The organism is Fibrobacter succinogenes subsp. succinogenes S85, assembly GCF_000146505.1.
In the GTDB taxonomy this organism is placed as follows: Bacteria; Fibrobacterota; Fibrobacteria; order Fibrobacterales; family Fibrobacteraceae; genus Fibrobacter; species Fibrobacter succinogenes.
Genome location: NC_017448.1, coordinates 2,071,622 through 2,095,726, shown reverse-complemented (window position 1 = coordinate 2,095,726; position 24,105 = coordinate 2,071,622). Strand labels below are relative to the sequence as shown.

The following is a 24,105-nucleotide window of genomic DNA, read 5'->3' as shown; positions in this document are numbered from 1 at the left end:
TGCATTGCAGGCGCCTTTTAGAGAGAACGAAATTCTAGTAGTCCAGTCCGATGGTGAATCCCTTCGTCTTGCCGTGGCGCACACCCCAGAGGAAGTCCTGCGTGCGGTCAATAACAACGGTCCTTCCGATTCGGATCTTGTACGTGAGTCTTGCAATGTAGACGCCCGTACCGACCAATCTGCCGCTTTTTGACTTCATGTTCCATGCGAGGAATATCTTTCCGTCATTGTCGCTATCGAGGCAGCTTCCGTTAAAGAGCGTGTCCGTGCAGGAGAGCGAGCCTGAATTGCTGTTCACGAATACGCCGAGGCTCGTGAAGTACTGCGTCTTGTATTCAAGAGTCGTCTGCTTGGCAAGTTCGGTCGTGATTTTCACGATGACGGAAGAATTGCCATTTGCAATGCCTGTGACATCGTTGGAGTTGATGACTCCATTCTTGTAGGCGTTCACGATTTCGTCACCGAGTTTGTATTGCTTGTTGGCGTTATCGATGCTGATCATGCCTGCTTCGACTTGGGCGATGACTTCTTCGAGATGCGGGCCGCCCTTTTCGATGCTTGCGGCGTTGAAGTTCTTGACTGCCGCTTCAAGCGCCGTGACTTCGTCCTTGACAAGGCTTGAAAGGCTCAGGTCGCCAAGGTAATGTCCCTGTGAACCGTAAGATTCCGCGACTTCTTTCGCTGTCATCGGCTTGTCTTCCTGGACGAGCTTCGGGACTGTCGGAGTCGGGCTCTTGATAATTGCCCTTGAAGAATCGGATTCGCCGATGGTCACCACAGGTGCGCTCGTGACGACGACGTTCTGCTCGCCGGAAATGCGGACGAACGGGTTGTTCACAGGCGTGCTTCTGTGGAGAAGGTCCATGTGGACGCCTGGCACGAGTTTGATGGAGTCGCCCATGACTGGGATGTTCGCCTTGTCGTTTGTCGTGCTTCTGAAGATGAGCGTCCATTTAGACTTCTTTTCTTTGGCAAGGAGGTCCGGAACGATATCGTTTCGTTCTGTATTCGTCTGCTTGAAGAAGTACACAAAGTAGTTGGCTAGGATGTTGTCTTCGCAGTCAAGGCCTTCACTGAAATTCAGGGTGAGCTTTGTCGAACCGTCATCGCTATAGGAAATGTCAGCGGAGGTGATGACTGGGCCAATCGAGTCGGTCACATCGCTTGTGAGGCTAATGGTCGACGGGACTCCGCCTTCCGAGTACAGCCAGAACGGTGTAATCTTTCCGCTGTAGACTGCTTCTGCGCCACCGGTGAACGGCACGGTGCCGAATCCACCTTCCGGGGAAACAATCGCGATAGAACTATCGAGGTCATTGTGTGAAATGTTGCCCGTGATTGTCGGGAACGTCTCGCCGAATTCAAGCTGGATGGAGTCCAGGTTGACGGCGCTGTTGATGAGCGTTGCGCCATACGGCTTGGAGAGCTTCGCGTAGACGCTGTCGCCACGGCCATCTCCGTTGATGTCGAAGATGCAGGCGAACTTCACTTGCGGTACGGGCGGTTCCATGAACGAAATGTTGTTCCAGATAGCCTTTTTCGTTTCATCAGCACTTGAGACAATCAGCTTGATGTTCTGTACGGCGGCGGAAGCCTTGATGTAGAATGTCGCCTTGCCGTTCTTGAGCGTGGTGGACGAAATGGCGTTTCCATGCTCGTCGCAGGGGATCACTGCCGGGTTGTTCGTGATGATGTAGACGACATCGTCAAAGGTGGCCCATTCTTCGAACATCACGTTTACAGGATAGCGCGTGTTGACCCACTTGCCAAGCGTATCAATCGTTCCGTCGACTTCAATTGCTCCGGTAAGGGTGTTCTTGGTGCCGAGCGGGGTCCACTTGTTTTGGTTATCGACTCGTGCGTAATAGATTTCAGGAGAATCGTACTGGTCAATGACGAACGTAATTTCATCGTACTGGGTTTCATCGCTCTGCAGGGAGAAACGCAACTGGTACGTTCCCGGCGGGAGTGTGCGCATCTGTCTGATCAGTTCGGTATTGATGGTGAATCCGGTGTAGTTCGGCTTGATGACGATTCCGCCAAACCAGGTGCCAACGCTGTCGAGCGCAACGCCCGTGGCATAAGCTCCGCTACCGATCAAGGTGAAGTTCGAAGGGGCGGCAACCGTGTCTGTCGTCGTGACGCCGGAGAAGTCGCAAGAGAGAGCCTGCTTGCTCACGCGCTGATAAATTTCGTAATTAATAAATCCTGCTGCGGAGAGGTCCTTGGCGAGAATGCTCGTTTCGGTCTTCAGGTCAATGGACGTTCTCATCATGAAGTTGGACTGAGATGTATGGCGTTCAGCATAGAAGATGTGGAACGGATAGTTGACGCCTTCCTGAAGGCCGAGCGTGTCGAGGTCCACTGCACCAAAGACCTTTGTGTGCTGACCACCGATATCCACGACGAGGCGGTTGTTGATGAATACCCACACGTCATCGTCACCGTTGAATTCAAAGTACTGGCCCGGAATGTATTCAAACGAGGCCTGGATCTTCATGGTGAATCCGTAATTATGTTTCTTGCCTCTTCCAGAAATATTGTCAAAGTATGGATTCTTGATGGTCTTTTCGGCATCAAGGTATTCGAAATCATCGAGCAAGAAGAGGCCACCTTCAGTGCTATTGTCGTCTTTTTGACCAAGCCAAAGGCCGTCTCCCTGAAGTTGTAATTCGATAGAACGGCAGGTGGCATTTGTGTACGGAACACCATTCTTGGTTGTGATGACTTCTGGCAAGAACCATTGAGCGAGATGTGTAGTAATCTTGCAGTTTTCTGGGAAGGGGTCGGCAGGTACGGGTACGCCATTGGTGCCAAGGATTTCTTGAACCATTCCTCTGGTATGGTGTGCGCATCCGCCAGAACCGAAGTCTGCGCTTACGCCATTGGCGGGGTCGCCGTTCTTGCCTTTGCCGTCACCATCGCCCTTTGAGCCATGGAGCCAGTCAAACATCATCACGGGGAGAGTCTTGGTGGGGCAATCGCCGAGGACGCCCGGGTACTTGGTGTAAACCGTTGTCGCGGTCCCGATTTCCTTACCTGCCTTGACCCAGATGGTATCGGCTTCGGCAGCGGCTGCATCGAGCGAAAGCAACGTGCTCTGTTCAATTGGGAGAATCTTGGTGGAGTTATGGATGTCCGTGACGTATTCGTAGCCGAGGGTCTGCTTGAAGTAGACCTGGAACGAGCCGTCGGGCGGGGTAACTTTAGATTCGAACCATCCGCAGTAATTTTTGACGGTAGACATCGTATCGGACTTGCCGCCTGCGACATAGAGAATGGCGTTCGTGTTTGTCCAGGGGACAAAGAAACGGATCACTTTTTGCTTAGTCTGCTGGGTCGGTCTGCTGGGGGGCTGTGTGCCAGGATTGTCGCCAGGTGTTTGCGTGCCGGGGCCATCGTTGCCGGGAGTGGTTGAGGGCTCGGTGGTGTTTGTGCCGTTTGCCTGTGTAACGACCTTGTTTTTGCTAATAGTAATGGTGAACTCGCTTTCCACGGGTTCTGCGCCAGCCAAAGGCGAAATGCTGCCTATGTCAGAGTTGCATTTGCCGGAGGTAGTCCTGCCTGTGTAAAAGGTCAGTTTCGGTTCTGTTTCGGCGGTCAATGTTGCCTTGACGCTGAAGGTGCCGTCGGCATTGCTCGTTAGCTGTGTGCAGTTGCTGGGTGTGGTGACTCCGTCTACCGTTTTTTCCAAAACGACGTAGATGCGCCTTGCTGGCGAACCGGATCTTTTATCCTTGACGGTAATGTTGTAATCGGCCGCTATTGACGGAATAGCTGCCCATAAGAGTATGAAAATTAAACTAGAGACAATATTTTTACACCGCATCCACGACTCCCGGAAGATGTTACCCATATCTTGAAAATACACTCAATTGAGTGATTTATATCAAATTTTTTTTGACCATTTGTAAAATAAATTGCGAATAGTGCAACAGGGGCGGCCTGCTTTTGTATCTAGGGCGAAAAGTTCCGTTTTTTACGCAAAAAGGCACCCGAAGGTGCCTTTTGGAATATTTTTGTAGACTTATTGACTACTGATTGATGTCGAAATCGATAATCGCGAGGTCTCCATGGCGGAATCCCCAGAGGAAGTCCTGCGTGCGTTTCGTGATCCTCTTGCCGTTTACGATGAGCTGGATTTCCAGGCGGGCGATGTAGACACCCGTACCGGCGAGGCGTCCGTTCTTGGCGCGCATGTTCCAGGCGAGGTAGAGGTGGCCTTCGTTTCCAAGGCAGTTCTTGGCGCCGTCCGTCTTGAAGATGTCGTCGTTGCAGGCGATTTGGCCCCTGTCGCTGTTCACGAATTGTCCGAGACTGGAGAAGTAAATCGTCTTGTAGCTGAGGGCGGTCTTGTCGGCCATGGATTCGGCGATGGTCTTGATATCGTCATCGGTGCCGTGCATGTAGTTGTGCAGGTTGTTTTTGTTCAGGAGCTCATTGTTGTAAGCGTTGATGATGACTTCGCTCAATCCGAACCTTTCCTTCGCTTCCTTGGGCGAGATGACCTTCTGGTCCAGCATGGAAATGATTGTTTCAAGCGAAACGGAGGTTGAGGGGCTTCCGTTCTTGACGGCTTCCTTGTCTTCGTACATCGTGGCGGTCTTTACGACTTTCGCGATTTCGCTGATTTCGTTTTCAACGAGCTCGGACATGTTCATGTCGCCAAGGTAATGCCCTTGCGTGCCGTAGATTTCACCGACTTGCGTTGCCGTGAGCGGCTTTTCGCTCTGGACGAGTATCGGGACCGTTGCAGAATCGCTGCGGACGATTTCCTTGGTCAATTCGAAGTTCGGGGAGTCCTTGTCCATGGTGACGACCGGAGGGCTTGTCACGGTGATGCGCTGTTCGCCGGTGATGCGTACCCAAGGGTTCAGGTCATGTGCCGGGATGCCGATAAGGTCGAGGGCGAGACCGCCTTCAGAAGGTGGCCTGATGCGTATGGAGTCTCCCACGATTGGGATGATGTCCGAAACGGCCTTCTTCGAGAAGAGGAGCTTCCAGCGGTTGGCCGGGGTGGTCGAGACGAAGTCCGCTTCGCTGACGATGGAAGAGAGCGAGCCGCTGCCGTAGCTGCGGTAGCCGAACAGGCTGGAACTCGGATCCAGGGAGGTCAGGCCTTCGCTGAACGTGAGCGTGAGCATGGTCTTTCCGTCGGAGGTGTAAGAGATTTCTGCGGCTAGGATGACGGGACCAATGCCGTCGCCAAGGAGCCCGTCCACGGAGAAGTTTGAAACGGTGTGGTCTTCTGGATTTGTGTAGGTGTACTGGGCGGTAATCTTGCCATTGTAGGGTTCCAGTGCGCCACCTGTGGAAATGGAAGTGCCAAATCCGTCACCATCGGCTGTAAGCGAAAGTGTGAGGTCGCCTTCGTTGTAGACGATGTTGGACGTGCTATAGTGCGTCAGTCCGAATGTGAACGATATGGAGTTGAGCACGCTGTTGCCGCCAAGCGGCTTGTTGAAGCTTACCCAGACACTGTCGCCACGGCCGTCACCGTTCCTGTCATAGATGAACGCGGTCTCAATTTGCGGGACTGGCGGCTCTGCGATGTTGATGTTCGTCCAGTTGACACTCTTGTTCTTTGCGACCGTCGAAGAAATTGTAATCGTCCCGTTGGTGACTGCACCGGATGCTTTCACGAAGAATGTGTTTTTGCCTTCGATGAGTACGAACTCGTTATTCGGGAGCGGGGATCCGAGGGAATCGCATGGGATGAGTTTCGGGTCGTTTGTGGAAACCTGTACGGCCATGCCGCTGTAGCTACGCGCCCAGTCTTCGACGAAGGAGACGTTGATGGGGTAGATGCGGCCTGCCCAGAGCTTTTCGGCCTTGTTCAAGTTGATGGGGAGCGTGTCGCTGCTGATGTCGCGGCTGGCTTCGTTTCCGAGCGGTCTCCAGTATTTGTCGAGGCAGAGCGTGTCCTGCTTGATGACATCGGCAATGAAGCAGTAGCTTGTATCGATGATGTCTGCAAAGGCGATGTTCGGGAGTTCCGTCGGCGGGATGGTGAAGTACACATCCTTGTATTCCTTCGGGTTGTTCTTGAGCGAAACACGAACGTAGTATGTTCCCGGCGGGAGTGTCTGCATGCGGGAAATGTTCGTCGTGTTGATCGTGAGCATCGTGAAGTCGTTCGTAATCGTGATGCCGCTATAGTAGGCTGTATCGAGCTTGCTCAAGGCGACGCCCGTCATTGGGAGGCTCTTTCCGAACAGTGTGAAGTTTGAAGGTCCGCGTTCCGTGCGCTTGGTTTCGGAATTTGAGGAGAAGTCGCAGGCGAGCGTCTTTTCGCGGATGTTTTGCCAGACTTCCTTCTTGATAAGCGTTGAGTCTGTTGAGTGGTCCGTGAGGAACATGCTTGATTCCACCTTCAGGTCAATGGACGTTCTCATCATGAAGTTCGACTGTGTGCGCTTGCGTTCGGCATAGAAAATGTGGAACGGATAAGTTTCGCCCGGCGTGAGGTTGAGCGTATCCAGGTTGACAGCCTTTCTGACTTTCTTGTGCTGGCCACCGATATCGACGACGAGCTTGTTGTTAATGAATACCCAGACGTCATCGTCGCCATTGAATTCAAAGTACTGGCCCTTGACGTAGACGAATTCGGCCTGGATCTTCATGGTGAAACCGTAGTTGTGGTAACCCGGGATATCGTCGCCACCGCTGAGGGAATCGTAGTGCGGGTTTTCTATGGTCTTTGCGCTATCGAGCCAGCGGAAGTCATCCAGCAGGAAAAGGCCGCCTTCCGGGCTTTCGTCATCCTTTTGGCCGAGCCAGAAGCCGTCATCGGTAAGCGTAAGTTCCAAGTCGCGGCAGGTGACGTTCGTGTAGGAATTGACGCCATCGTTGTAAACGACTTCGGGGAGGAACCAGTTATTGAGATGGGTGGCGTTTGTGCAACCGCTAGGGAAGTTTTTCGCTCTTACAGGAACTCCGTTCGGGCCGAGTTGCTTTTCGACCATTCCCGTCATTGGTGTTCCCTTACAGCCGTCCGGGCCAAAGTCTTCGCTCGTGCCTACGCCGAACATCGGGACTCCACGTATGTCAAAGCCTGTGCGGCCTGCACCGCCATCGCCATAGCTGAGGCCGTTCTTGGAACCGTCGGAGTTCATGGATCCGTCGTACCAGTCAAACATCATCACCGGGAGGATCTTCGGGAGGCATTCGCCGAGGACGCCTGGATAGTTTGTATGAACTTCGGGAGCGCCGTACTGGTAAGCGACAACCCAGATGGTATCGCTTAGTGCAAGGGAGGAATCTAGGTTGATTGGCGTGACTGTCGTTTCGTCTTCGGTGGTGCCGTCGGCTCCAACAAACATGGTGCCGATAGTTTGTTTGAAATAAACGTTTGCACTGCCGGAAGGCTTGGATACCTTGCTTTCAAACCAGCCGCAGTATGGGGAGCCCACCGCGCTCATGTAGTTCTCCGTATCGTTGAGGTACATGACGGCGTTTGTGTTTGTCCACGGCGTCAAAAAGCGGATATGCTTTTTGGGCTTGACCGCGACCACCGGTTTAGTGTCGGAAATCGTCAATGTCTTGTCTTCATTGATGACAATCCAGACTTCCTGCTTTACGATGTTTGCAGCGTCTGTGACGTTTTCCTTGTACCCCGGGAAAAGTTCGCCCAGTAGAGGCTTGTTGTCTGGACTCAGGTCCGTATGGCATGTGTTGCCGTTACAGCCTACTCCAAACTGTAGCCGACGAACATCTTTCTTGCCGTTAGCAAGACGTTCGTTAGTGAATTCGATGGTGAAAGTGCCATCGGGATTTTTCTCAACGGCCTTGTACACGAAATTGCTTTCGTTGTCGGCATAGTACAAGACGTTGCCCTCGTAAATGATGTGTGCGACAGCAACCGTCTGCGCAAATGCGTAGGCACTGAAAATCGCCAAACACACCAAAACCCTGTATAAAAGCCCACTGATCCTCATCCGTGACTCCTAAGTATTTATTCCCCTATCCCACAGTGTTTTCCCATACACTTTCAACGCCAAAGATAACAATAAAATTATGTTGTCAATAGAGTTTATGGAAATGTTACATCGGAAAATGCGCTAATTTGCGAAAGATTTTGGCATTGTAAACTAAAATAAACGTATTGGCTGTTAGTCATTAGTTGTTGGTCAATAGTTATTAGAAAAAGCCCCTGCCCGCAGGGCAAAAAAATCCTACCTTTACACTCGTAAATTCAAAATTGGAGATTAAAATGAATCGTGTATACCTAGTTGCCACGGCTGCCTCCAACATGGAAGCCAAAGTCCAGGAACTTGTCGACGCTGTTACCAAGGCTGGTCTCATCGCTACAGTCTACAAGCCGCTTGAAGTTTTCAATGCTGCCGATAGCGTTGCTGAAATCAAGGCCGGCAAGTCTGCCGTGCTCATGGAAAAGATCTGCGCTGATTTCCTCAAGCAGGATTTTGACGATGTCGACGCTGTTGTCGTCGAAGGTGCAACGGGCATGAACGATGTCATTGCTCACAAGTTTAACGACGACCTCGCCTCTGCCCTCGATGCAAAGATTTTTGCCGATGGCGAAGATGCCGAACTCTTCTGCCCGAAGCGCTTGCTCCGTTGCGAAAAGTGCGTTGCTGGTGACCTCGCCGCTCCGGCTGCTGAACGCCGCGTAAGCCAGGCCATGTTCCGCGCAAGCCTCCTTTCCAAGGCTTCCAAGTGCGTGAAGCGCATTGTGCTCCCGGAAGGTTCTGAACCGCGTACCGTGCAGGCTGCCTGCCTCGCTGTTGAACGCAACATCGCCGTGCCGGTCCTCATCGGCAAGAAGGCCGATATCGAAGCTACCGCAAAGTCTGTTGGCGTGAAGCTCCCGGCTAACATCGAAATTATCGAACCGAGCGCAGAACTTGCTGAAAAGTATGTGCCGACTCTCGTGGAACTCCGCAAGGCTAAGGGCATGACTCCGGAATCTGCACGCGCTGCTCTTTCTGACAACGTAATGCTTGCTACGATGATGCTCAAGTTCGGTGAAGTCGATGGCCTCGTTTCTGGCGCTATCCACTCTACTGCCGATACGCTCCGTCCGGCTCTCCAGATTATCCGTACCGCTCCGGGCGTGAAGTCCGTGAGCTCCGTGTTCTTCATGTGCATGAAGGACAAGACTTACATCTACGGCGACTGCGCTATCAACCTGAACCCGCTCGCCGAAGAACTCGCCGATATCGCTCTCCAGTGCGATGACACGGCAAAGGCTTTTGGCCTCCCGAGCCGCGTTGCTATGCTCTCTTACAGCACCATCAATTCGGGCAAGGGCCCGGATGCAGACCTCGTCGTGGCCGCTACTGCCGCTGCAAAGGCTGCCCGCCCGGAAATGCTCATCGATGGCCCGCTCCAGTACGATGCCGCTACCGTTCCGAGCGTTGGTGCTCTCAAGGCCCCGAACAGCCCGGTCGCTGGCAAGGCTACCGTGTTCGTGTTCCCGGACCTCTCTGCCGGTAACATCGGTTACAAGGCTGTGCAGCGTTCTGCTCACGGTACGATCGCTATCGGCCCGATGCTCCAGGGCCTTGCAAAGCCGGTGAATGATTTGTCTCGTGGCGCCCTCGTCGAAGACATCGTCTACACGATCGCCCTCACCGCTGTTCAGGCCCAGGCGTAAGTAATTGGGAGTGCGCGAAACCTTCGCGCTTGTCATGCCCGCTTTAAGCGGGCATCTCCTTCTAGTAAATGCAAACAAAAAAGCGGACTTTTAAAGTCCGCTTTTTTGTTTATAAGAAATTATTTCTTCTTGTTCTTCGCTCTCAGCGCTTCAATCGCTTTTCGGATGTTCTCGCCATCTTCAAGGTGCTTTGGCGAAAGCTTGTCCCTGTGCTTGTAATCGATTTTCTTCCAGAGCTCTTTCAAGTGCCAGCGGGCGCGCTTGTCTTCAAGAATGTAACCGGGGCGCACGCCTGCATCGAGACCTTGTACGATAAATTCCACGGCATCGTCGTAGCGGCTCTGATCGTAGCGCAAGTCTGCAAGGAAGTAGTAGTTGTAAATGTCCTTGCGGTTCTTTTCAAGTGCCATCGTAAGGTACTTATCTGCAAGCTTTTCATCGGGCCACGAAAGAATCAGCGGCACGTATGGCAGCACAAAATGCGCACGCCCGAGAATCTGCCAGTCTTCTGCTGCAGTTGCGACATCACGGACTTTGCCTGCAATGCCTTCCTTGATGGACGAGAATACATTGCGTTCAGAACCCCACATTGAAAGCGTCGAGGCGTAAACGTGTGCAATTTCCTTGTTCTTAGGGAACTTCTCGTAGGCGCTCTTGCTTGCATCCATCAGCGTATCCAAATGGAGCTGGCGCTTCTTCTCGTCAAACTGCACGAATCGGAAGCAGAAGTACAGCGTCTTCACGTAGCCTTCGGTTGCGGCCTCCAAAACGGTGGAATCTTCCATCGCCTTCTTGTAGGATTCCTTCATTATTTTTGCATTCTTTGCATCGGCCTTGTCGCCGTTTGCACGCAAAGCACGTGCCGCATAGCAGGAATCCGCTATGTGCAAGTACTCGTTTGCGCTTGCGAAACTAATCGCAAGCAGCAATGCAAAAACAATGTTCTGCGTAATCCTCATGAATACGCTTAGACTTTCCAGTTCTGGAGCAACTTGTTCACCGTGGCAATGCGAGTCTTTTCTTCGTCAGTGCCGTGGAATGTCTTGAACAAGAGATTGCGGTATTCCATGAGTGCGGTACGGATGATGACTTTTTCTTCTTTTTTGAGCATGGTGATAAATTAATAAAAGGATTACTTGCTGCGTTTGCCCTTGCCGGAGAAATAGTCCTGCTGGCGCGTGATACCGAGAACGGCATGCCACAGGGGGCCATTGGGGTTGATTTTCTTGCGTTCGCTCACGGCGTATTCGATAGGCACGTGCGAGAATACGTTGTTCATGCTGCCAACGACCATGTCCGTCTTGCCTGCCATGCCTGCGTGTACTGCGTTTTCTGCGAGCTGGAAGCAGAAAATGGCGTCCGTGCCTTTCGCCGGGATGCTACGCACCGTGTAGCTCGGGTCAAAGTACTTGATGTTGATTTCCTTGCCGACGCTATCGAAATGTTCCTTGATCTTGTGGGTCAGGAATTCACCGATATCGTTCTTCAGAATGTTACCGCTTGCGTCCCTGCGTTCTTCCTGGTTTTTGAAAAGTTCCTGTCCGGCGCCTTCGGCGACGGCGATCACGGCGTGAGTCTTGCCGCTGGCGTAACGGCTTTCGAGAGCCTTGAAGAGCCCGTCAAGCGTAAAGGGAACTTCGGGAACGAGGCAGATGTTCACAACTGTTGTTGCAAGCGATGCATACGCGGCGATAAAGCCGGAGTCACGACCCATGAGCTTCACTAGGCCAAGACCATTGAATGCACCGTTTGCTTCAATGTGGGCGCTGGTAATCACGTCTGTGGCGCTGAGCACGGCGGTTTCAAAACCGAACGTCCTGTCGATCAAGTTCAAGTCGTTATCGATCGTCTTCGGGATGCCGATAATCGAGATGGGCTGTTTACGCTTCTTGACTTCTTCGGCAATAGCATGTGCGCCACGGAGCGTACCGTCACCACCGATGCAGAACAACACGTTGATGTTGAGTCGCATGAGCGTATCGACCATGATGGCCGGGTCCTGCATGCCGCGGGAGCTACCGAGAATCGTACCGCCGTCTTCCTGAATGGCATCGACCACATCCGGGTCAAGCACGATGGGGGAGTAACCGTAATTCGGGTTCAAGCCACGGTAGCCGTACGGGATACCGAAGATGTTCCTCACGCCGTAGTCGAACCAGAGCACTTGTACAAGGCCCTTGATCACGTTGTTAAGACCTGGGCAGAGACCACCGCATGTGACGATGCCTGCACGTGTCCAGGCGGGGTCGTGGAAAATTGTCTGTCGAGGGCCGGCCACTTCGAGTGAAGGTACCGGGATACCCTTCGCTAAGTATTCAGAGATGAGATTGACGTCAGTGGTAAGGCTGACCTTGTCGTTTTCCGAAACGAAAGGAACGCCGTTCATCGGGGACTTAAGCGTGCCCTTGCCAACGGTTTCAATGGAAAGATCATAATCCAACGGATTCTTGATGATATCGTCCTGAGTCATACCGCGCCTCTTTTAGATTTTTAAAGTTCCACATTGTGAAGGGAACAAAAAAAATATAGTAAACGATGAAAACCGGAAACTTTCGTCTCTCGTCTCTCGTCTTTTGAACTAATCAAATGGACAGACTTGGGAAGTGTATTTTTGTGCGCAAACCGGGGTTAGCGTTTTCAAGTTCAATCGTCATATTACATAAAGCGCACAATTTCTTTACCATCGAAAGTCCAATGCCTGTGCCGCTTGTCTGCCTGGTCATTTCATTTTCGACTCTATAGAATTCCTGGAAGACTTTCTTCATTTCGGAAGGCGGAATGCCCGGACCGAAGTCGCGCACGGCGAGGTACATGTCGGTGCCCTTGATGCGCAGTTCCACGTTGATCATCTTGTAGTCTGCGTTCTTGGAGAACTTGAGCGAGTTGTCGACGAGGTTCATCAGAATCTGCATGATGGCGTCGCGGTCTATCATGAGGCTGATGTTGTCTGCATCCGTGTCCGAAGAGACAGTAAGTTCGAATCCCTGCTTTTCAACGTTCTTGCTGTAGGTAGAGATGAAGTCGTCAAGGACTTGCTTTGGCTTGTCCATGCGGAGCTGTACGTTCCAGCGGTTGCCATCGAGCTTCGAGAGGTTCAGCACGTTCTGGATAAGTCTTGAAAGGCGGTCTGCTTCGCTCGCGATTTGTCCGTAATACTTTTGCTTTTTCTCTTCGCTTGCGACCCAGGAATTCTGCAACAGTTCCGCGTACATCTTGATGGCGGTCAGCGGAGTCTTGAGCTCGTGCGTAATGGCGGAGACGAAGTCCTGGCGCTTTGAGGCAAGCTTCATGCGGCTCTGCGTCACGTGGTAAATCGAAATCAAGCCAATCGCAAGCACTGCAAGCATCAGGAACCCGATGAAGGTGACAAATTCACCGCCAGGGGCGCGCTGTGTGGTGTACATCTTGAAGGTGATATCCGAGAGCGGCGCCTGCAATGATTCGGAAAGGAGTTCCGTCGTGATGTTGTTGCGTTCGCCGAAGGCGACAAAGGACTTGTTCTTGTGGAAGAATGCGAGCACGAGCGGGTCTTGCTGATTGCCCTTGGTGACGCCCTTGTACTTCTCGATTTCGTTTTTCACGAGGTTCGTGAGGTAGGCACGTGCATCGACGATAAAGCCCTGGATAAATACGTCTGTACCGCGTCTCACGGTGCGGTGGAAAATGATATAGTTCGAATCGACGATGGCCTGGAAAAAGTCAATTTCTGCTTCCATGGAATGCGTCGTTTCGGTGTTGATCAGGCGGACCAGAAGACCGGTTGTGTCAAGCTTTGTAGATTCAACGCCAAAGGCGAAGTCGCCGGTTTCGGTAATTTGTTCAACACGGTGCTTGCTAGACTTTTTCTTTTTGCGGGTACTTGCAATGTCGATGTCCTGCTTGTAAATCTGGTCAATGAGCCTGCTGTCGTTCTTGTGCGTCGTGTCTGCCTTTTCCATGCTGCTCGATGTCATCGCGAAGGCGACAGGCGAAGAAATGGCAGAAAATCCTGACGTGTTGAGAATCTGGCTAATCTTGTTGCGGATGGCAACACGCTTTGCCCTGTCGACCATGGGGATTCTTTCGAGCACGCCATCCGGGAGAACCGGTGTGCTCAAGTTGCCGGCGGGATCCAGCTGGAAATGCCCGACGAGCCCGACGTAATGGCTCCTCTGCGGGAATTCCGCAAGTTCGGACATTGTGATTTCTTCGCCGCCGAACACAGGAACCGAGCGGATGAATCGATAGTCGGCGTATGAGCGCCTGTCTTCGATAGCGAGGTCCGCCGTGATGTTCTTGTTCAAGTTCTGTAACACAGAGAACGCATGTTCCTTGTAGCCAAAGAGCGACGACGTTTGCAACTGTGTGTAAGAATGGCTTAAAAGCATTATTACGGGAATCGCAATAACGATAAAAATCGCCACAAAAATGAGACGATCTTTAGAGGCAAGGATAAGGCTCCGAAGAGCCTTGTACTTGCTAGAGAGGTATGTAGTGATTTTATTTATACTGACTTCTCGCATTCTGGAGCCGAGCGCATCTGATAACCTTCACCGCGGAACGTGACGAGCAGCTTCGGATGAGCCGGATCGTCTTCGATCTTCTTGCGGAGCTTGGTGATGTGGATGTCGACCGTACGGGTATCCACGGATTCCGCATTTTCATAACCCCAGACCTTGCGGAGGAGTTCGGAACGTGGAATGGCATGGTCGCGGTTGTTCCAGAGGTATTCAAGAATTTCGATTTCCTTGCGGGTGAATGCCAGTTCTTCTGTACCGCGAACGCCCGTGTATTCACGGAAGTTCACGCGGAGGTTGCCGGCCACAAGCTTGCCTTCGTTTTCCATTGTCTGGCGGCTACGGCGGAGCACTGCTTCGATACGTGCAAGGAGCATCGGTACGGAGAACGGCTTCGGGATGTAGTCGTCGGCACCGAACTTGAGCCCGTTGATGATATCATCATCGGAATTCTTTGCAGAAAGGATGATGATCGGGAGGCTCTTGTCCTTTTCGCGGATCTTGTCGCAAACGGTAAAGCCGTCCATACCCGGAAGCATGAGGTCCAGGAGTACGAGTCCGTACTGTCCGGAAAGTGCTTCGGCAAGGCCGCTTTCGCCGTCAACAACGTGTTTGACGCGGTAACCGTTGAGCTCGCAGAGGTCTACGAGGCCTTCGGCAATGGCAATTTCATCTTCGATGATGAGGATGTTTGTGCTGCTTGTATTTTGAGTCATTCTTGGATACCTACTCTCTTCTAACCAACTTTTTTTAATCTACAAAAATTAAAGGGCAAAACCGCCACCGATTTCAAATGCAAAGTTACCGGCGTCGATATCGCTATCGTATTCACCGCCGAGGTAGCACTTGACGTTTGCATAAGCTGCAATCGGGATGATCGGGAGCTTGAAGCGGACACCGGCGAGCAAGTGGATGCCGATGCTCTTTTTGAGGCCTTCATCCTTGGCGTAGTCAACAACCTTGCTCTTAAGTGCATTGACGAGTTCGTTTTCGTCTGCAGGATAGTTGCCATCAGCAAATGCCTTGTCAAACACGCCTTCAACAAAGGCCTTGTTCAAGACGAACGTGTTCCAGTGGATGGTGAGACCGCCACCGACATACGGACGGATCGGGAAAAGCGGGATGGAGAACGGCTTCGTGACGGAGAGGTCTGCGTTCATGCCGACGTACTTCGGGGTTGCCTTCGCAAACGGGGTACCGCCGAGTTCAATTTCGAGAGGAATCTTGCGAGCGTTTTCGCCGTCACCTACCCAGAGGGCTGCATTGTAAGAGGCGAACTGGATGTTGAACGTGGCTTCGATATCGACGAACGGGAGAATGTCGACCCAGGCCTTGAAACCGAAACCCTGGATGTAGTCAAAGCTACCGTGGCTGAAACCGATCTTTCCGTCGGTTCCCTTGATGTCGGCTCTCTGAGCTTCCTTGAGGGTGGTTCCGACACTCGGGGTGTAGTGGGCGCCAATACCGGCGATAGCGAATGACTGAGTAGCAAGCAATGCAGCTGCTGCAAAGATCAATTTGAAGTTCATTTTTTGCTCCTAGGAATGTTTTTGACTTCAAACTAAATAATTATTTAGCAAAGTGGTATTTACATTTCAGAAAATGATGCTTTTTCGCCTAATTATGTAGGTGTTACTTGACCGCAGGCACAAAGATGAACTTCTTTTCGCCCTTTTTCACCGGCACGCTGCCAAAATTGAATACCTTGACTGTACCAGTTTCGCCTTCTGCCGTAACGGAGACTTCGTGTGAACCCGGCTCGACGGGGATACGTGTCATCTGGATTGAGTTTGGCAAGAAGAGCGCTATGCGGAGGTCCGCCTTTTCCATCTGGTCCTGTGCGATGTCTGTACCGATGCTCGTGAAAAGATTGAATAGCGCATTGTCCGTCTTCATGGCCTTCTTTGCGGCCTGTGCTGCAATCGTGCGGAGAACGACTCGGATGGCGGTACGCGTCATGGTGTTTGCAAAGTCGTCCTTGAGGTTCATTTCAAGTTCCTTGTCAAGCGCCATCATCTTTTCGGGACGTATTCCGGACTGGTTGTCTACAGTGACGTTGAAGCGCTGCACCTGGCTCCTGAACGAATGCGCTTCAGGGAGTGCAAATGCGATGTGGAAAGTTTCTCCGTTGCTTGCGCCTGCGACGGGCGGGGCGCCTACGGTGGAGCTTGTCACCTTGCCGGTCTTTGAATCCTTGTAGCTAAGGTTCAGGAGGCCTCCGCTCACATAAGTTCCGGACATCCTAAGTTCGGTGAGGATCGGTCCGTGGCCTGCGTAGCCGATGACGATGATTTCTTGCCCGAGGTCGTAAGCGGCTTTTGCCTTTGGCGTTTCAAGGGAATTGTCAAGCTTGAGCGTCTTGATGTCGTCTTCGCGGTCATTGCGTCTCAAGCTTTCAATGATGAACTCGCGTGCTTCCTTGGGGAGGTTCAGGATGTTTTCGTTAAAGGCCTTGACCGTCTTGTAGTAGGCAATGGCGGCTTCGTCCGGTTCGCCTGCCATTTCATAGACGATTGCCGTGAGGTAGCGTAAAAATCCGTTGTCGTTAGTCTTGTCGTTGTCTTTCTGGTAGAGCTCCGTCATTGCCTTTTGGGCGCGGTTCACTTCGATCATGGCGCCATCGACATTCTTGAGGGCGAGGTAGTTCATGATCTGCATTTCGTGGAGCACGAGCACTTCGAAGGGGCGGGCTCTGTAGGGGCGGATGTTGTCGTTTGTGACGATGGCGGCCGCTTCATTTGTTACAGAACGTGTGTAGAGGTCGTCGTAAATCTTTTCTGCCTTGTCGAAGTTGGCAGCGCTTTCGCTGTAGTTGCCGTTGTAATGGTAGAGGACTCCCAAGTCAAAGTAATAGAGGAACTCGGTCTTTTCGCCGTAGAGGTCTTCTTGCTGCTTCTTGACTTCGTTGATGGCGGCTTCGTAGCCATTGTGCTCAAATACCGGGGCGAGCGCCTCGTAGCGAGTCATGGACTTGTTTGCGCAAGCCGAAAAAAGTAACGTTGTTATAAGGAGTAATAGGAGTCGTTTCATATAAGCAAATTTATATAAAAAGTGCTCGCGGGTGCGAGCGTTTAAAGTTATTAGAACTTAGAGCTTAGATCTTAGACGTTGGTGCTTAGAATATTTGCTTTCTCAACTAAGTTCTAAGAGCGTAGCGGTCTAAGTTCTGCCAACTATTCAGATTAGAACTTCACGCTGCTTTTCGCGACGTACTTCTTGATCTTCTTGTCGCCAAGCCAAACCTTGCGATGGCTCTGGATGTCGGTGAGTTCCATGTCCACCTGGTAGAAGACAACCTGTTCGCCACCTTCCTGGTCAATGATGGAGTTGATGGTACCGGTCAGCATGAGGTCTGCACCGATTTCCATGCCTGCATCCTTTGTGGTTTCTTCAGTGGTGTTGCCCTGCTGGTCTGCAAGTTCGTCGCGCAGGTCGGCACGTTCATTGGAGTTTGCCACGAATTCAGCCTTGCTGGAGTTGATGAGGGCGCGTTCGATATCCTTGATGAACGTTTCGACGCGGATGTGCTCGTGGCTCTTGTTGCGGACCTTGCCAATCACGATAGTCGGTACAGAACCCTTCTGGGAAGCGAAGTCGTTGTACCACGGACGGCTGAGGCAGTCGTTGATCATTTCTTCGGCGACAAGGCGGGAATCGGTATCGTTCCAGCTGCCGGAGAGGTCGGTAACGGCGTTGGTGTCGAGACGGGTTACTTTTTTGCCTCCGTCACTGGCGCAACCAGAGAATATAGCGAGGCCTGCACAAATGGCGAAAATCCAAATTTTTGACATTTTTTTCTCCTAGATTGGAAATATTTATGTTATAAACATACAAAAAAAACTTAAAAAAAACTCCCCAAAAGGGGAGTTCTTTAAAAAAAGTCGTTGTTTCCTAAAGATTAGCGCTTTTTCTTCTTGCTCTTGGAACCGGTCGTTGCATCGAGGAATGCGTCAACAGTTTCTTCGCCCTTGATGGTCACGAGAGTTTCTGCACTCTTGCGGTTGCTGCATTCGGCGCGGATCACGTGGTCACCGGCGTCGAGGTTGCGGACGACGAGTTCTGCACCGTCGGTCTTGTCGGAAAGTTCACCGTCAACGTAGATGCGGCAACGCGGCGGGTTCGTCGTAATCTTGACGTGGCCCTTCGGGATTCTGGTGCTGAAGTCAAAGTTGTTGCGGCTGTCCTTGCCCGGCCAGATATTCACGCGCTTGTTCACGAGTTCGAAGCCCTGGTCGATGACGACGAGCGTCTGGCGGCCGGAAGTGACTTCCTTATCCTTGATCGGGCTCTTGCCGAGAGGTTCACCACCGAGGAACACGTCGCTGTTAGGCGGTTCAGTGATGATATTGACGATTGCGGACTTGCCGCGCGGAGGTGGATCTTCTTCGTCAGCGACAGCGGTCGTGAAGAGGAATGCCATCATCAAGGCAAAAAAGAAAAGCTTTTTCATGGGTTGTACTCCTGATTAGCATGTAAAAGAGTTAGTTCACACCTAGAATTTAATTCTTTTTTTACAGGACAAATGTTAAAGTGCCGTAAAATGTGCGTAAATAATAGGTGTAAAATTGGTCTAGTTTAACTACTTTTATGTATATGAAAGCTCTTTACCAGAAAATTCGCAGTTTACAAGGGAAAAATTACGGTCTTTACAAGTCCTTGGCGGACCGCTCATGGGATTTTGGAGACTTTGTGCTGGAATTCCTGCATGTGCAGGGAGACCCGTACGCACCGGCATCTCGCGTGATGATCAAGGCGAGTTTGTTAATGCTTGGTTTCCCGAGCGAATGGGGAGGCTCGTTTGAACGCCGCCTGGCATTGAGCGATTACCTTTACCGTAGGCTTTCTGCGCTTGTGCGTGAAAAGTACCCCGACAGGGATGCGGCGGTCGTCTTTGACACTGCTGGACCTGAAATGCTAGTGCGAAACGCGCTCTGGGTTGACAATGGCGAGTTGCGTGCTTGCTTGCAGGTGCGCTTGCCGGGCGACGGTCGCAAGATTCAGGCGGAAGCCGCTGCCGAGATTTTGACAATGGTCTTGCCGGACCTGGTTTCGGCGGCACTCTATAATTCGGGCGAATCGAAGAAGGATGGCGTAGAGCCGGAACTTGTCGAACATTACCGCGTGCTTGCCGAGCGCAAGGAAATTTTGTCGCAGCTCGAGGAACGTGGACTTTGTGCGTTTGTGCCGGATGGCGCCGTGCTCCCGCGTGCATCGGGACTCAGTGAACTCCCGATGGAAGGGGCTGTTCCGTTTGTGGCGCCCGAAGAAATGGCGGTGACGCTTGTTGCTAATGGCCGTGAAATCCGCGGTATGGGAATCCCGAAGGGAATCACCGTGATTTCGGGCGGGGCGTTCCACGGAAAATCGACGCTTTTGCAGGCCTTGACGAAATCTGTTTACCCGCATATTCCGGGAGATGGCCGCGAAGGCATTGTCGTGAGCGAATCGGCGGTGCGCGTGGGCGTCGAAGACGGCCGCAGCGTGCGAGGCACGGACCTTTCGCAGTTTGTGCGTGACCTGCCGGGTGGAATCTCGACAAAGAACTTTACGACCGCTTGTGCGTCGGGCTCGACGAGCGAGGCCGCGAACTTGATGGAAGCGATGGAAGCGGGGAGCGATGTCTTCTTGATTGACGAAGACTCCTCTGCCGTGAACTTCCTCATTCGCGATGTGCGTGTGCGTAAGCTTTTGGGCGATGACCGCGAACCGCTTATTCCGCTCACGGACCGCATCCGTGAAATCAAGGGCCGTAGCTTTATTCTGGTGGCGGGCGCTTGCGGAGACTTTTTGGACTTGGCGGATAACATCATCGTGATGGCATCGTATAAGGCAGAATGCGCAAGAATCAATGGAAAGAATGTAGCGGCCGGACTCTCTGATAGTGCTGTTGGCTCGGCTGCCGGTGATGCTGCGAAAGTCGTGCCGGGGTTGCCCGCATTTGTGGAACCTGAGTGCCGCGACTTTGCGGAATACGTGAAGCCATTGCTCCCGTCACTCCGCCCTGCATCTGCTGTGGAGCGCCAGGTGAAAGTGAAAATCTCGGGCGATACGTTGCTGCAAATCGGTTTCCTCGTCTCGGATACGTCTAAGGCGGGTGCGCTTGTGGATAAGCAACAGCGATTCGGTGCTGGGTTCATGCTGTTGAACCTCTGCCAGAATGCGGCAAGCAACAACGATGCTAATGGCGAATCTTCGAAGGCGACGATTATGAAACGCATCAATGCGCTCTGCGAAAAAATCAAGAATGTCGGGTTCCGCAACTTGCCGCAAGGCTTGAGTCGTGAAATGAGCCTACCGCGTCCGATTGATATCGCGTGCGTGCTCTATCGCCTGCGAGATAACGGAAGGTAAGGAACATCTCTCGACAAAAATGTCCACACCTGAATCAATTTTTTGAGATATTTGCCCCATAATAATTTATTTTCTGAAAAGCATATCCTTAATAAATAGGATATGTAGTTTTTGGGGTGTGAAATGAAAAACACAAGAGTTTTGCAAGTGCTGGGCGTTGCGCTAGGTTGCGCTTGCGGCAGTGCTTTTGCCATTACGGCGAATCCGAACGTGAGTCTGGGTAAGAACCTCTACGTGGCGGGTGCTGTCAATTCCAATTGGAAACCTGAAGTCTATACCGATGGAACGCTCGACTTTAACCAGGTCGCGTCGGTGTCGGATTTTGCGCTGAACGTGGGCGAGGGTCCGACAAAGCTGTTCATCACGTGGGAAACGCGTGGTGACGAAGCATGGGCGAGCGAAGAGTTTGTGCATGCCGCGAGTTGCCAACATTCCTTTGCCGAAGGTGCGACTTTAAAGAACTTCAAGGTGATGACGTCGGCAAACACGACGAACGGCGTGGATGGCGATTGGGAGACGGTTGCCGAAGTGGGCGAGAGCGGTGTTACGTCCCGCGGGCTTGCGATTGATTTTGCAGGCAAGTCCTGGTTCCGCATTGTGGCAGAATCTCCGGTGAAAAATCTCGAAGAAGTCGGTGCGTACGACATTAGCAATGGCGGGGACGATACGTGGTTCTTCATGGGCACAAGCATCAGCCAGATGGGCATGAAACAGTTTACCGTTGATTCGAATTTTGCGCAGTTGATTCACGCGCGTTTTGCGGATTACTACCCGGCGATGCTTCGCGGTGGCATTGGTTGCGTCACAAGCCAGGGCGTTGTCGATGCGCTCAAGTATTACGCGGAATACGTAGGGAACGTGAAGTTCTGGGCAATTGAAATGGGAACAAACGATGCCTGGGGCGGTAGCAATACGAATGTTGAAACGTTCACGAAGAACTTGCAGACGATTATCGATACGGCAAAAGCGCATGGCATTACTCCGATTATCGCCCGCATGATTGCAACGAATCCCGAAATTGCAAAGTGGCAGGTGCATCAGGATTACCTCGACGCCATCGACAAGCTCACGAAAGATAATGAATTGCCGGCCGGCCCTGATTTCTACAATTACTTTTTGAAACATCCCGAAGAACTTTCTGCAAGCGATGGCGTACACCCGGCAGAGCCTAAGGGCGGACAGTCGATGCACCGTTTGTGGGCGGAGGCCGTGGCGCCTTTGTACAAGGATGATCCGTGTGCCAATAGACCCGACGTTGTTGGCTGTGGAGGCACGTCACTCCCGAAAATGCACAATGTGAATTTTGCATTGCCGCGCGTGAACGTGAATGGTCGTGAAATTTCAATTTCCGGGTTGCGCGAAAATGACCGCGTGACCATCATGGATGCGATGGGCCACGTCGTATGGAACGGCTCGACGGGAATTCCAAAAATGCGCGCGGGAAATTACTTCGTGAATGTTCGCGGTGCAAATAGCAATTACTCGACAAAGATATCCGTTAAGTAAAAAATTGCAAACACTCCTTTTTGGAGTATTCTATTTTGTGCCAAATTTCGTTGATTTTAATGTCAAAAGGTGACTTGCGTCACCTTTTCTGATATGTCAAATTTCATACATTTTATAACTTTACCCCATAATAACCTATTTTTATGATTGGTGGCCAAAACAATGGGGTGTGGTATGTCGATGTCTAAATTTACACAGATGCTCTGGGGAGCTGCTCTCGGTTGTGCAGTCGCTTGTGGTAGCGCATTTGCTATTACGGCAAACCCTAATGTGAGCATGGGCAAACCCCTCTACGTTGCAGGGGCGGTGGCCAATGATTTAGATCCTTTGGTCTATACAGATGGTAAATTGGATTCTAACCAAATTACCATTGTGAATGATTTTGCGTTGAACGTGGGTCAGGGACCGTCCAAGTTGTTCATCACGTGGGATACGCGTGGTGACGAAGCATGGGCTAGCCAGGATTACGTGTATGCACAGGGTTGCTTGCATAACCTTGCGATTGGTTCCACGTTGCAGAATTTCAAGATCATGACGTCTGCCAATTCCACAAACGGTGTGGACGGTGACTGGCAAATCGCTGCCGAAATTGGCGAGAGCGGTGCGGCATCCCGTGGTATAGCCATTGATTTTGAAGGGATGTCCTGGTTCCGTATTTTGGCTTCGACTCCGGCAATTTATTTGGAGGAAGTCAGTGCATACGATATAAGCAATGGTGGAGACGATACATGGTTCTTTATGGGTACGAGTATCACGCAGATGGGCATGAAACAGTATGCGGTGGACTCAAACTTTGCGCAGTTGATCCATGCGAGGTTCCCGAGCTATTACCCGGCGATGATCCGTGGCGGTGTCGCTTGCGTCACGAGCCAGGGCGTTGCCGATGCTCTTAAGTATTATGCAGAATACGCGGGTAACGTGAAGTACTGGGCGATTGAAATGGGTACGAATGACGCCTGGGTGGGTAACGACTATACCGTCGAGCAGTTCACGAGGAACATGCAGATGATTATCGATACTGCAAAGGCTCATGGGATTACCCCGATTATCGCCCGTATGATTGCGACAAACCCGGTGTACTCTGGCTGGCAGGTCCCCCAGGAATTCCTGGACGCGATCGATAAGCTGGTCAGGGATAACAACTTGATTCCGGGACCGGACTTCTACAACTATTTCTTGGCGCACCCGGAACTCATTTCTGAAGACGGTGTGCACCCGGCAAACCCGGCGGGTGGTGCAGCCATGCACCGCTTGTGGGCCGAAGCTGTGGCTCCGCTGTACATGAACAAGAAGCCAGAACCGGTGATTGGCTCTAATGCGGGTACTATTGCCCTCAAGAAAATGCACGATGTGAAGATGGTACTCCCGAAGGTCACGGTGGACGGCCGTTCTATCTCAATTTCCCGTGTGAACGAGCCTGTGAATATCAGCATCGTGGACTTGACGGGACACATCGTGTGGAAGGGTAGAATCGGTAACCCTGCGGACGGTTCGCTCGAGTCTTCGAACTTGCTGAGCGAAGTCCCTGCGGGTAATTACATCGTTAAGATTCGTGGCGCTACGACCTCGTACAAGACGCGAATCTCGATACGATAAATTTTATGGAGCTCGGTGAAATTGCCGGGCTCTTTTCGTTTACGCTTTATCCTTGATTTTTGCTACATTGTCGCAAATTTGGAATGCGATTATTGGTGTTTTAGTACGTTTGCTTTATATTAGGAATATGAGTTTGTTGAGAGTTGTCATTTGCATGTTGCTTGCGCTTAGCCTTGTGGGCTGCGCTGTTAGCCGGAACCCAAATCCCATGATCCGCTATGCCGCGAATACTGGGGTGACTTTAGCGGGGCCGGGCTTTGCTGCAATGTGTGTGGCGGGTTCGTTAAGCGAAGAGGGTTCTTCAAGTAAAGATGTTGAACAATTAGGATTGTTTGGCCTTGCGGCTGCTGCCGGAGGCTTTGCTGTTGGCGCCATTCTCGGCGGGACCGTTGGATTTTTCAAGTGGATGTTCAACGGATTTCAAGACGACAATATGGCAAGGTCAGAGCCCTTGCCAGAAGATATTTTACCGCCGACGAGAGATGATGAATACGGCGGTAGATTATAGTAGAATGGTGGCGGACATGTTTTTGTCCGCTA

Annotated in this window: 16 protein-coding genes; 5 read left to right on the top strand and 11 right to left on the bottom strand. The window is 51.8% G+C overall.

The window, feature by feature from the left end; all coding sequences use genetic code 11:
* Positions 1-34: 34 nt before the first annotated feature.
* Both FSU_RS08520 and FSU_RS08515 read right to left on the bottom strand, forming a co-directional pair.
* Positions 35-3,829, bottom strand: coding sequence for a fibro-slime domain-containing protein (locus FSU_RS08520; RefSeq protein ID WP_015731987.1), 3,795 nt, complete (start codon positions 3,827-3,829; stop codon positions 35-37).
* Positions 3,830-4,034: 205 nt separating this feature from the next.
* Complete coding sequence (locus FSU_RS08515) at positions 4,035-7,904, bottom strand: fibro-slime domain-containing protein (protein ID WP_244263742.1); 3,870 nt, start codon at positions 7,902-7,904, stop codon at positions 4,035-4,037.
* Between the two features lie 308 nt (positions 7,905-8,212).
* On the opposite strand from FSU_RS08515, the gene pta reads away from it, so the two are divergent.
* Positions 8,213-9,616, top strand: a complete 1,404-nt coding sequence (pta, locus tag FSU_RS08510) for a phosphate acetyltransferase (protein WP_014546031.1) — start codon at positions 8,213-8,215, stop codon at positions 9,614-9,616.
* A gap of 119 nt (positions 9,617-9,735) precedes the next feature.
* Here pta and FSU_RS08505 read toward each other — a convergent pair whose 3' ends face one another.
* The 9 genes from FSU_RS08505 to FSU_RS08470 form a co-directional block, all read right to left on the bottom strand.
* A complete protein-coding gene (locus tag FSU_RS08505; protein ID WP_014546030.1) occupies positions 9,736-10,575 on the bottom strand; it encodes a hypothetical protein in 840 nt (279 codons plus the stop codon).
* Between the two features lie 8 nt (positions 10,576-10,583).
* Positions 10,584-10,727, bottom strand: coding sequence for a hypothetical protein (locus FSU_RS16315; protein WP_015731986.1), 144 nt, complete (start codon positions 10,725-10,727; stop codon positions 10,584-10,586).
* Positions 10,728-10,748: 21 nt separating this feature from the next.
* Complete coding sequence (locus FSU_RS08500) at positions 10,749-12,086, bottom strand: ATP-dependent 6-phosphofructokinase (RefSeq protein ID WP_014546029.1); 1,338 nt, start codon at positions 12,084-12,086, stop codon at positions 10,749-10,751.
* A gap of 112 nt (positions 12,087-12,198) precedes the next feature.
* A complete protein-coding gene (locus FSU_RS08495; RefSeq protein ID WP_014546028.1) occupies positions 12,199-14,118 on the bottom strand; it encodes a sensor histidine kinase in 1,920 nt (639 codons plus the stop codon).
* Positions 14,100-14,828 (bottom strand): response regulator transcription factor, encoded by a 729-nt coding sequence (locus FSU_RS08490; RefSeq protein WP_014546027.1) that lies wholly within the window; start codon positions 14,826-14,828, stop codon positions 14,100-14,102. The genes FSU_RS08495 and FSU_RS08490 overlap by 19 nt, the downstream gene beginning before the upstream one ends.
* A gap of 48 nt (positions 14,829-14,876) precedes the next feature.
* On the bottom strand, positions 14,877-15,641 hold the full coding sequence (locus FSU_RS08485) for a hypothetical protein (RefSeq protein WP_014546026.1): 765 nt from the start codon (positions 15,639-15,641) through the stop codon (positions 14,877-14,879).
* A 103-nt stretch (positions 15,642-15,744) separates the two neighbouring features.
* Positions 15,745-17,079, bottom strand: a complete 1,335-nt coding sequence (locus tag FSU_RS08480; protein WP_041260113.1) for a COG3014 family protein — start codon at positions 17,077-17,079, stop codon at positions 15,745-15,747.
* A gap of 215 nt (positions 17,080-17,294) precedes the next feature.
* Positions 17,295-17,903 (bottom strand): penicillin-binding protein activator LpoB, encoded by a 609-nt coding sequence (locus tag FSU_RS08475; protein WP_014546025.1) that lies wholly within the window; start codon positions 17,901-17,903, stop codon positions 17,295-17,297.
* A gap of 107 nt (positions 17,904-18,010) precedes the next feature.
* Positions 18,011-18,562 carry a PEGA domain-containing protein gene (locus FSU_RS08470; RefSeq protein ID WP_014546024.1) on the bottom strand — a complete coding sequence of 184 codons (552 nt, stop codon included), beginning with the start codon at positions 18,560-18,562 and terminating at the stop codon, positions 18,011-18,013.
* Between the two features lie 143 nt (positions 18,563-18,705).
* Here FSU_RS08470 and FSU_RS08465 point away from each other — a divergent pair, with 143 nt between their 5' ends.
* From FSU_RS08465 to FSU_RS08450, 4 genes are all read left to right on the top strand, one after another.
* Positions 18,706-20,463 carry an ABC-ATPase domain-containing protein gene (locus FSU_RS08465; RefSeq protein WP_244263599.1) on the top strand — a complete coding sequence of 586 codons (1,758 nt, stop codon included), beginning with the start codon at positions 18,706-18,708 and terminating at the stop codon, positions 20,461-20,463.
* Positions 20,464-20,586: 123 nt separating this feature from the next.
* Positions 20,587-21,969: an SGNH/GDSL hydrolase family protein gene (locus FSU_RS08460; RefSeq protein ID WP_015731984.1), complete on the top strand. Its 1,383-nt coding sequence runs from the start codon at positions 20,587-20,589 to the stop codon at positions 21,967-21,969.
* A 174-nt stretch (positions 21,970-22,143) separates the two neighbouring features.
* Positions 22,144-23,565, top strand: a complete 1,422-nt coding sequence (locus FSU_RS08455) for an SGNH/GDSL hydrolase family protein (protein WP_015731983.1) — start codon at positions 22,144-22,146, stop codon at positions 23,563-23,565.
* A 127-nt stretch (positions 23,566-23,692) separates the two neighbouring features.
* Entirely contained in the window at positions 23,693-24,073 is a 381-nt protein-coding gene (locus FSU_RS08450) for a hypothetical protein (RefSeq protein WP_015731982.1), read from the top strand.
* The last annotated feature ends 32 nt before the right edge of the window (positions 24,074-24,105 follow it).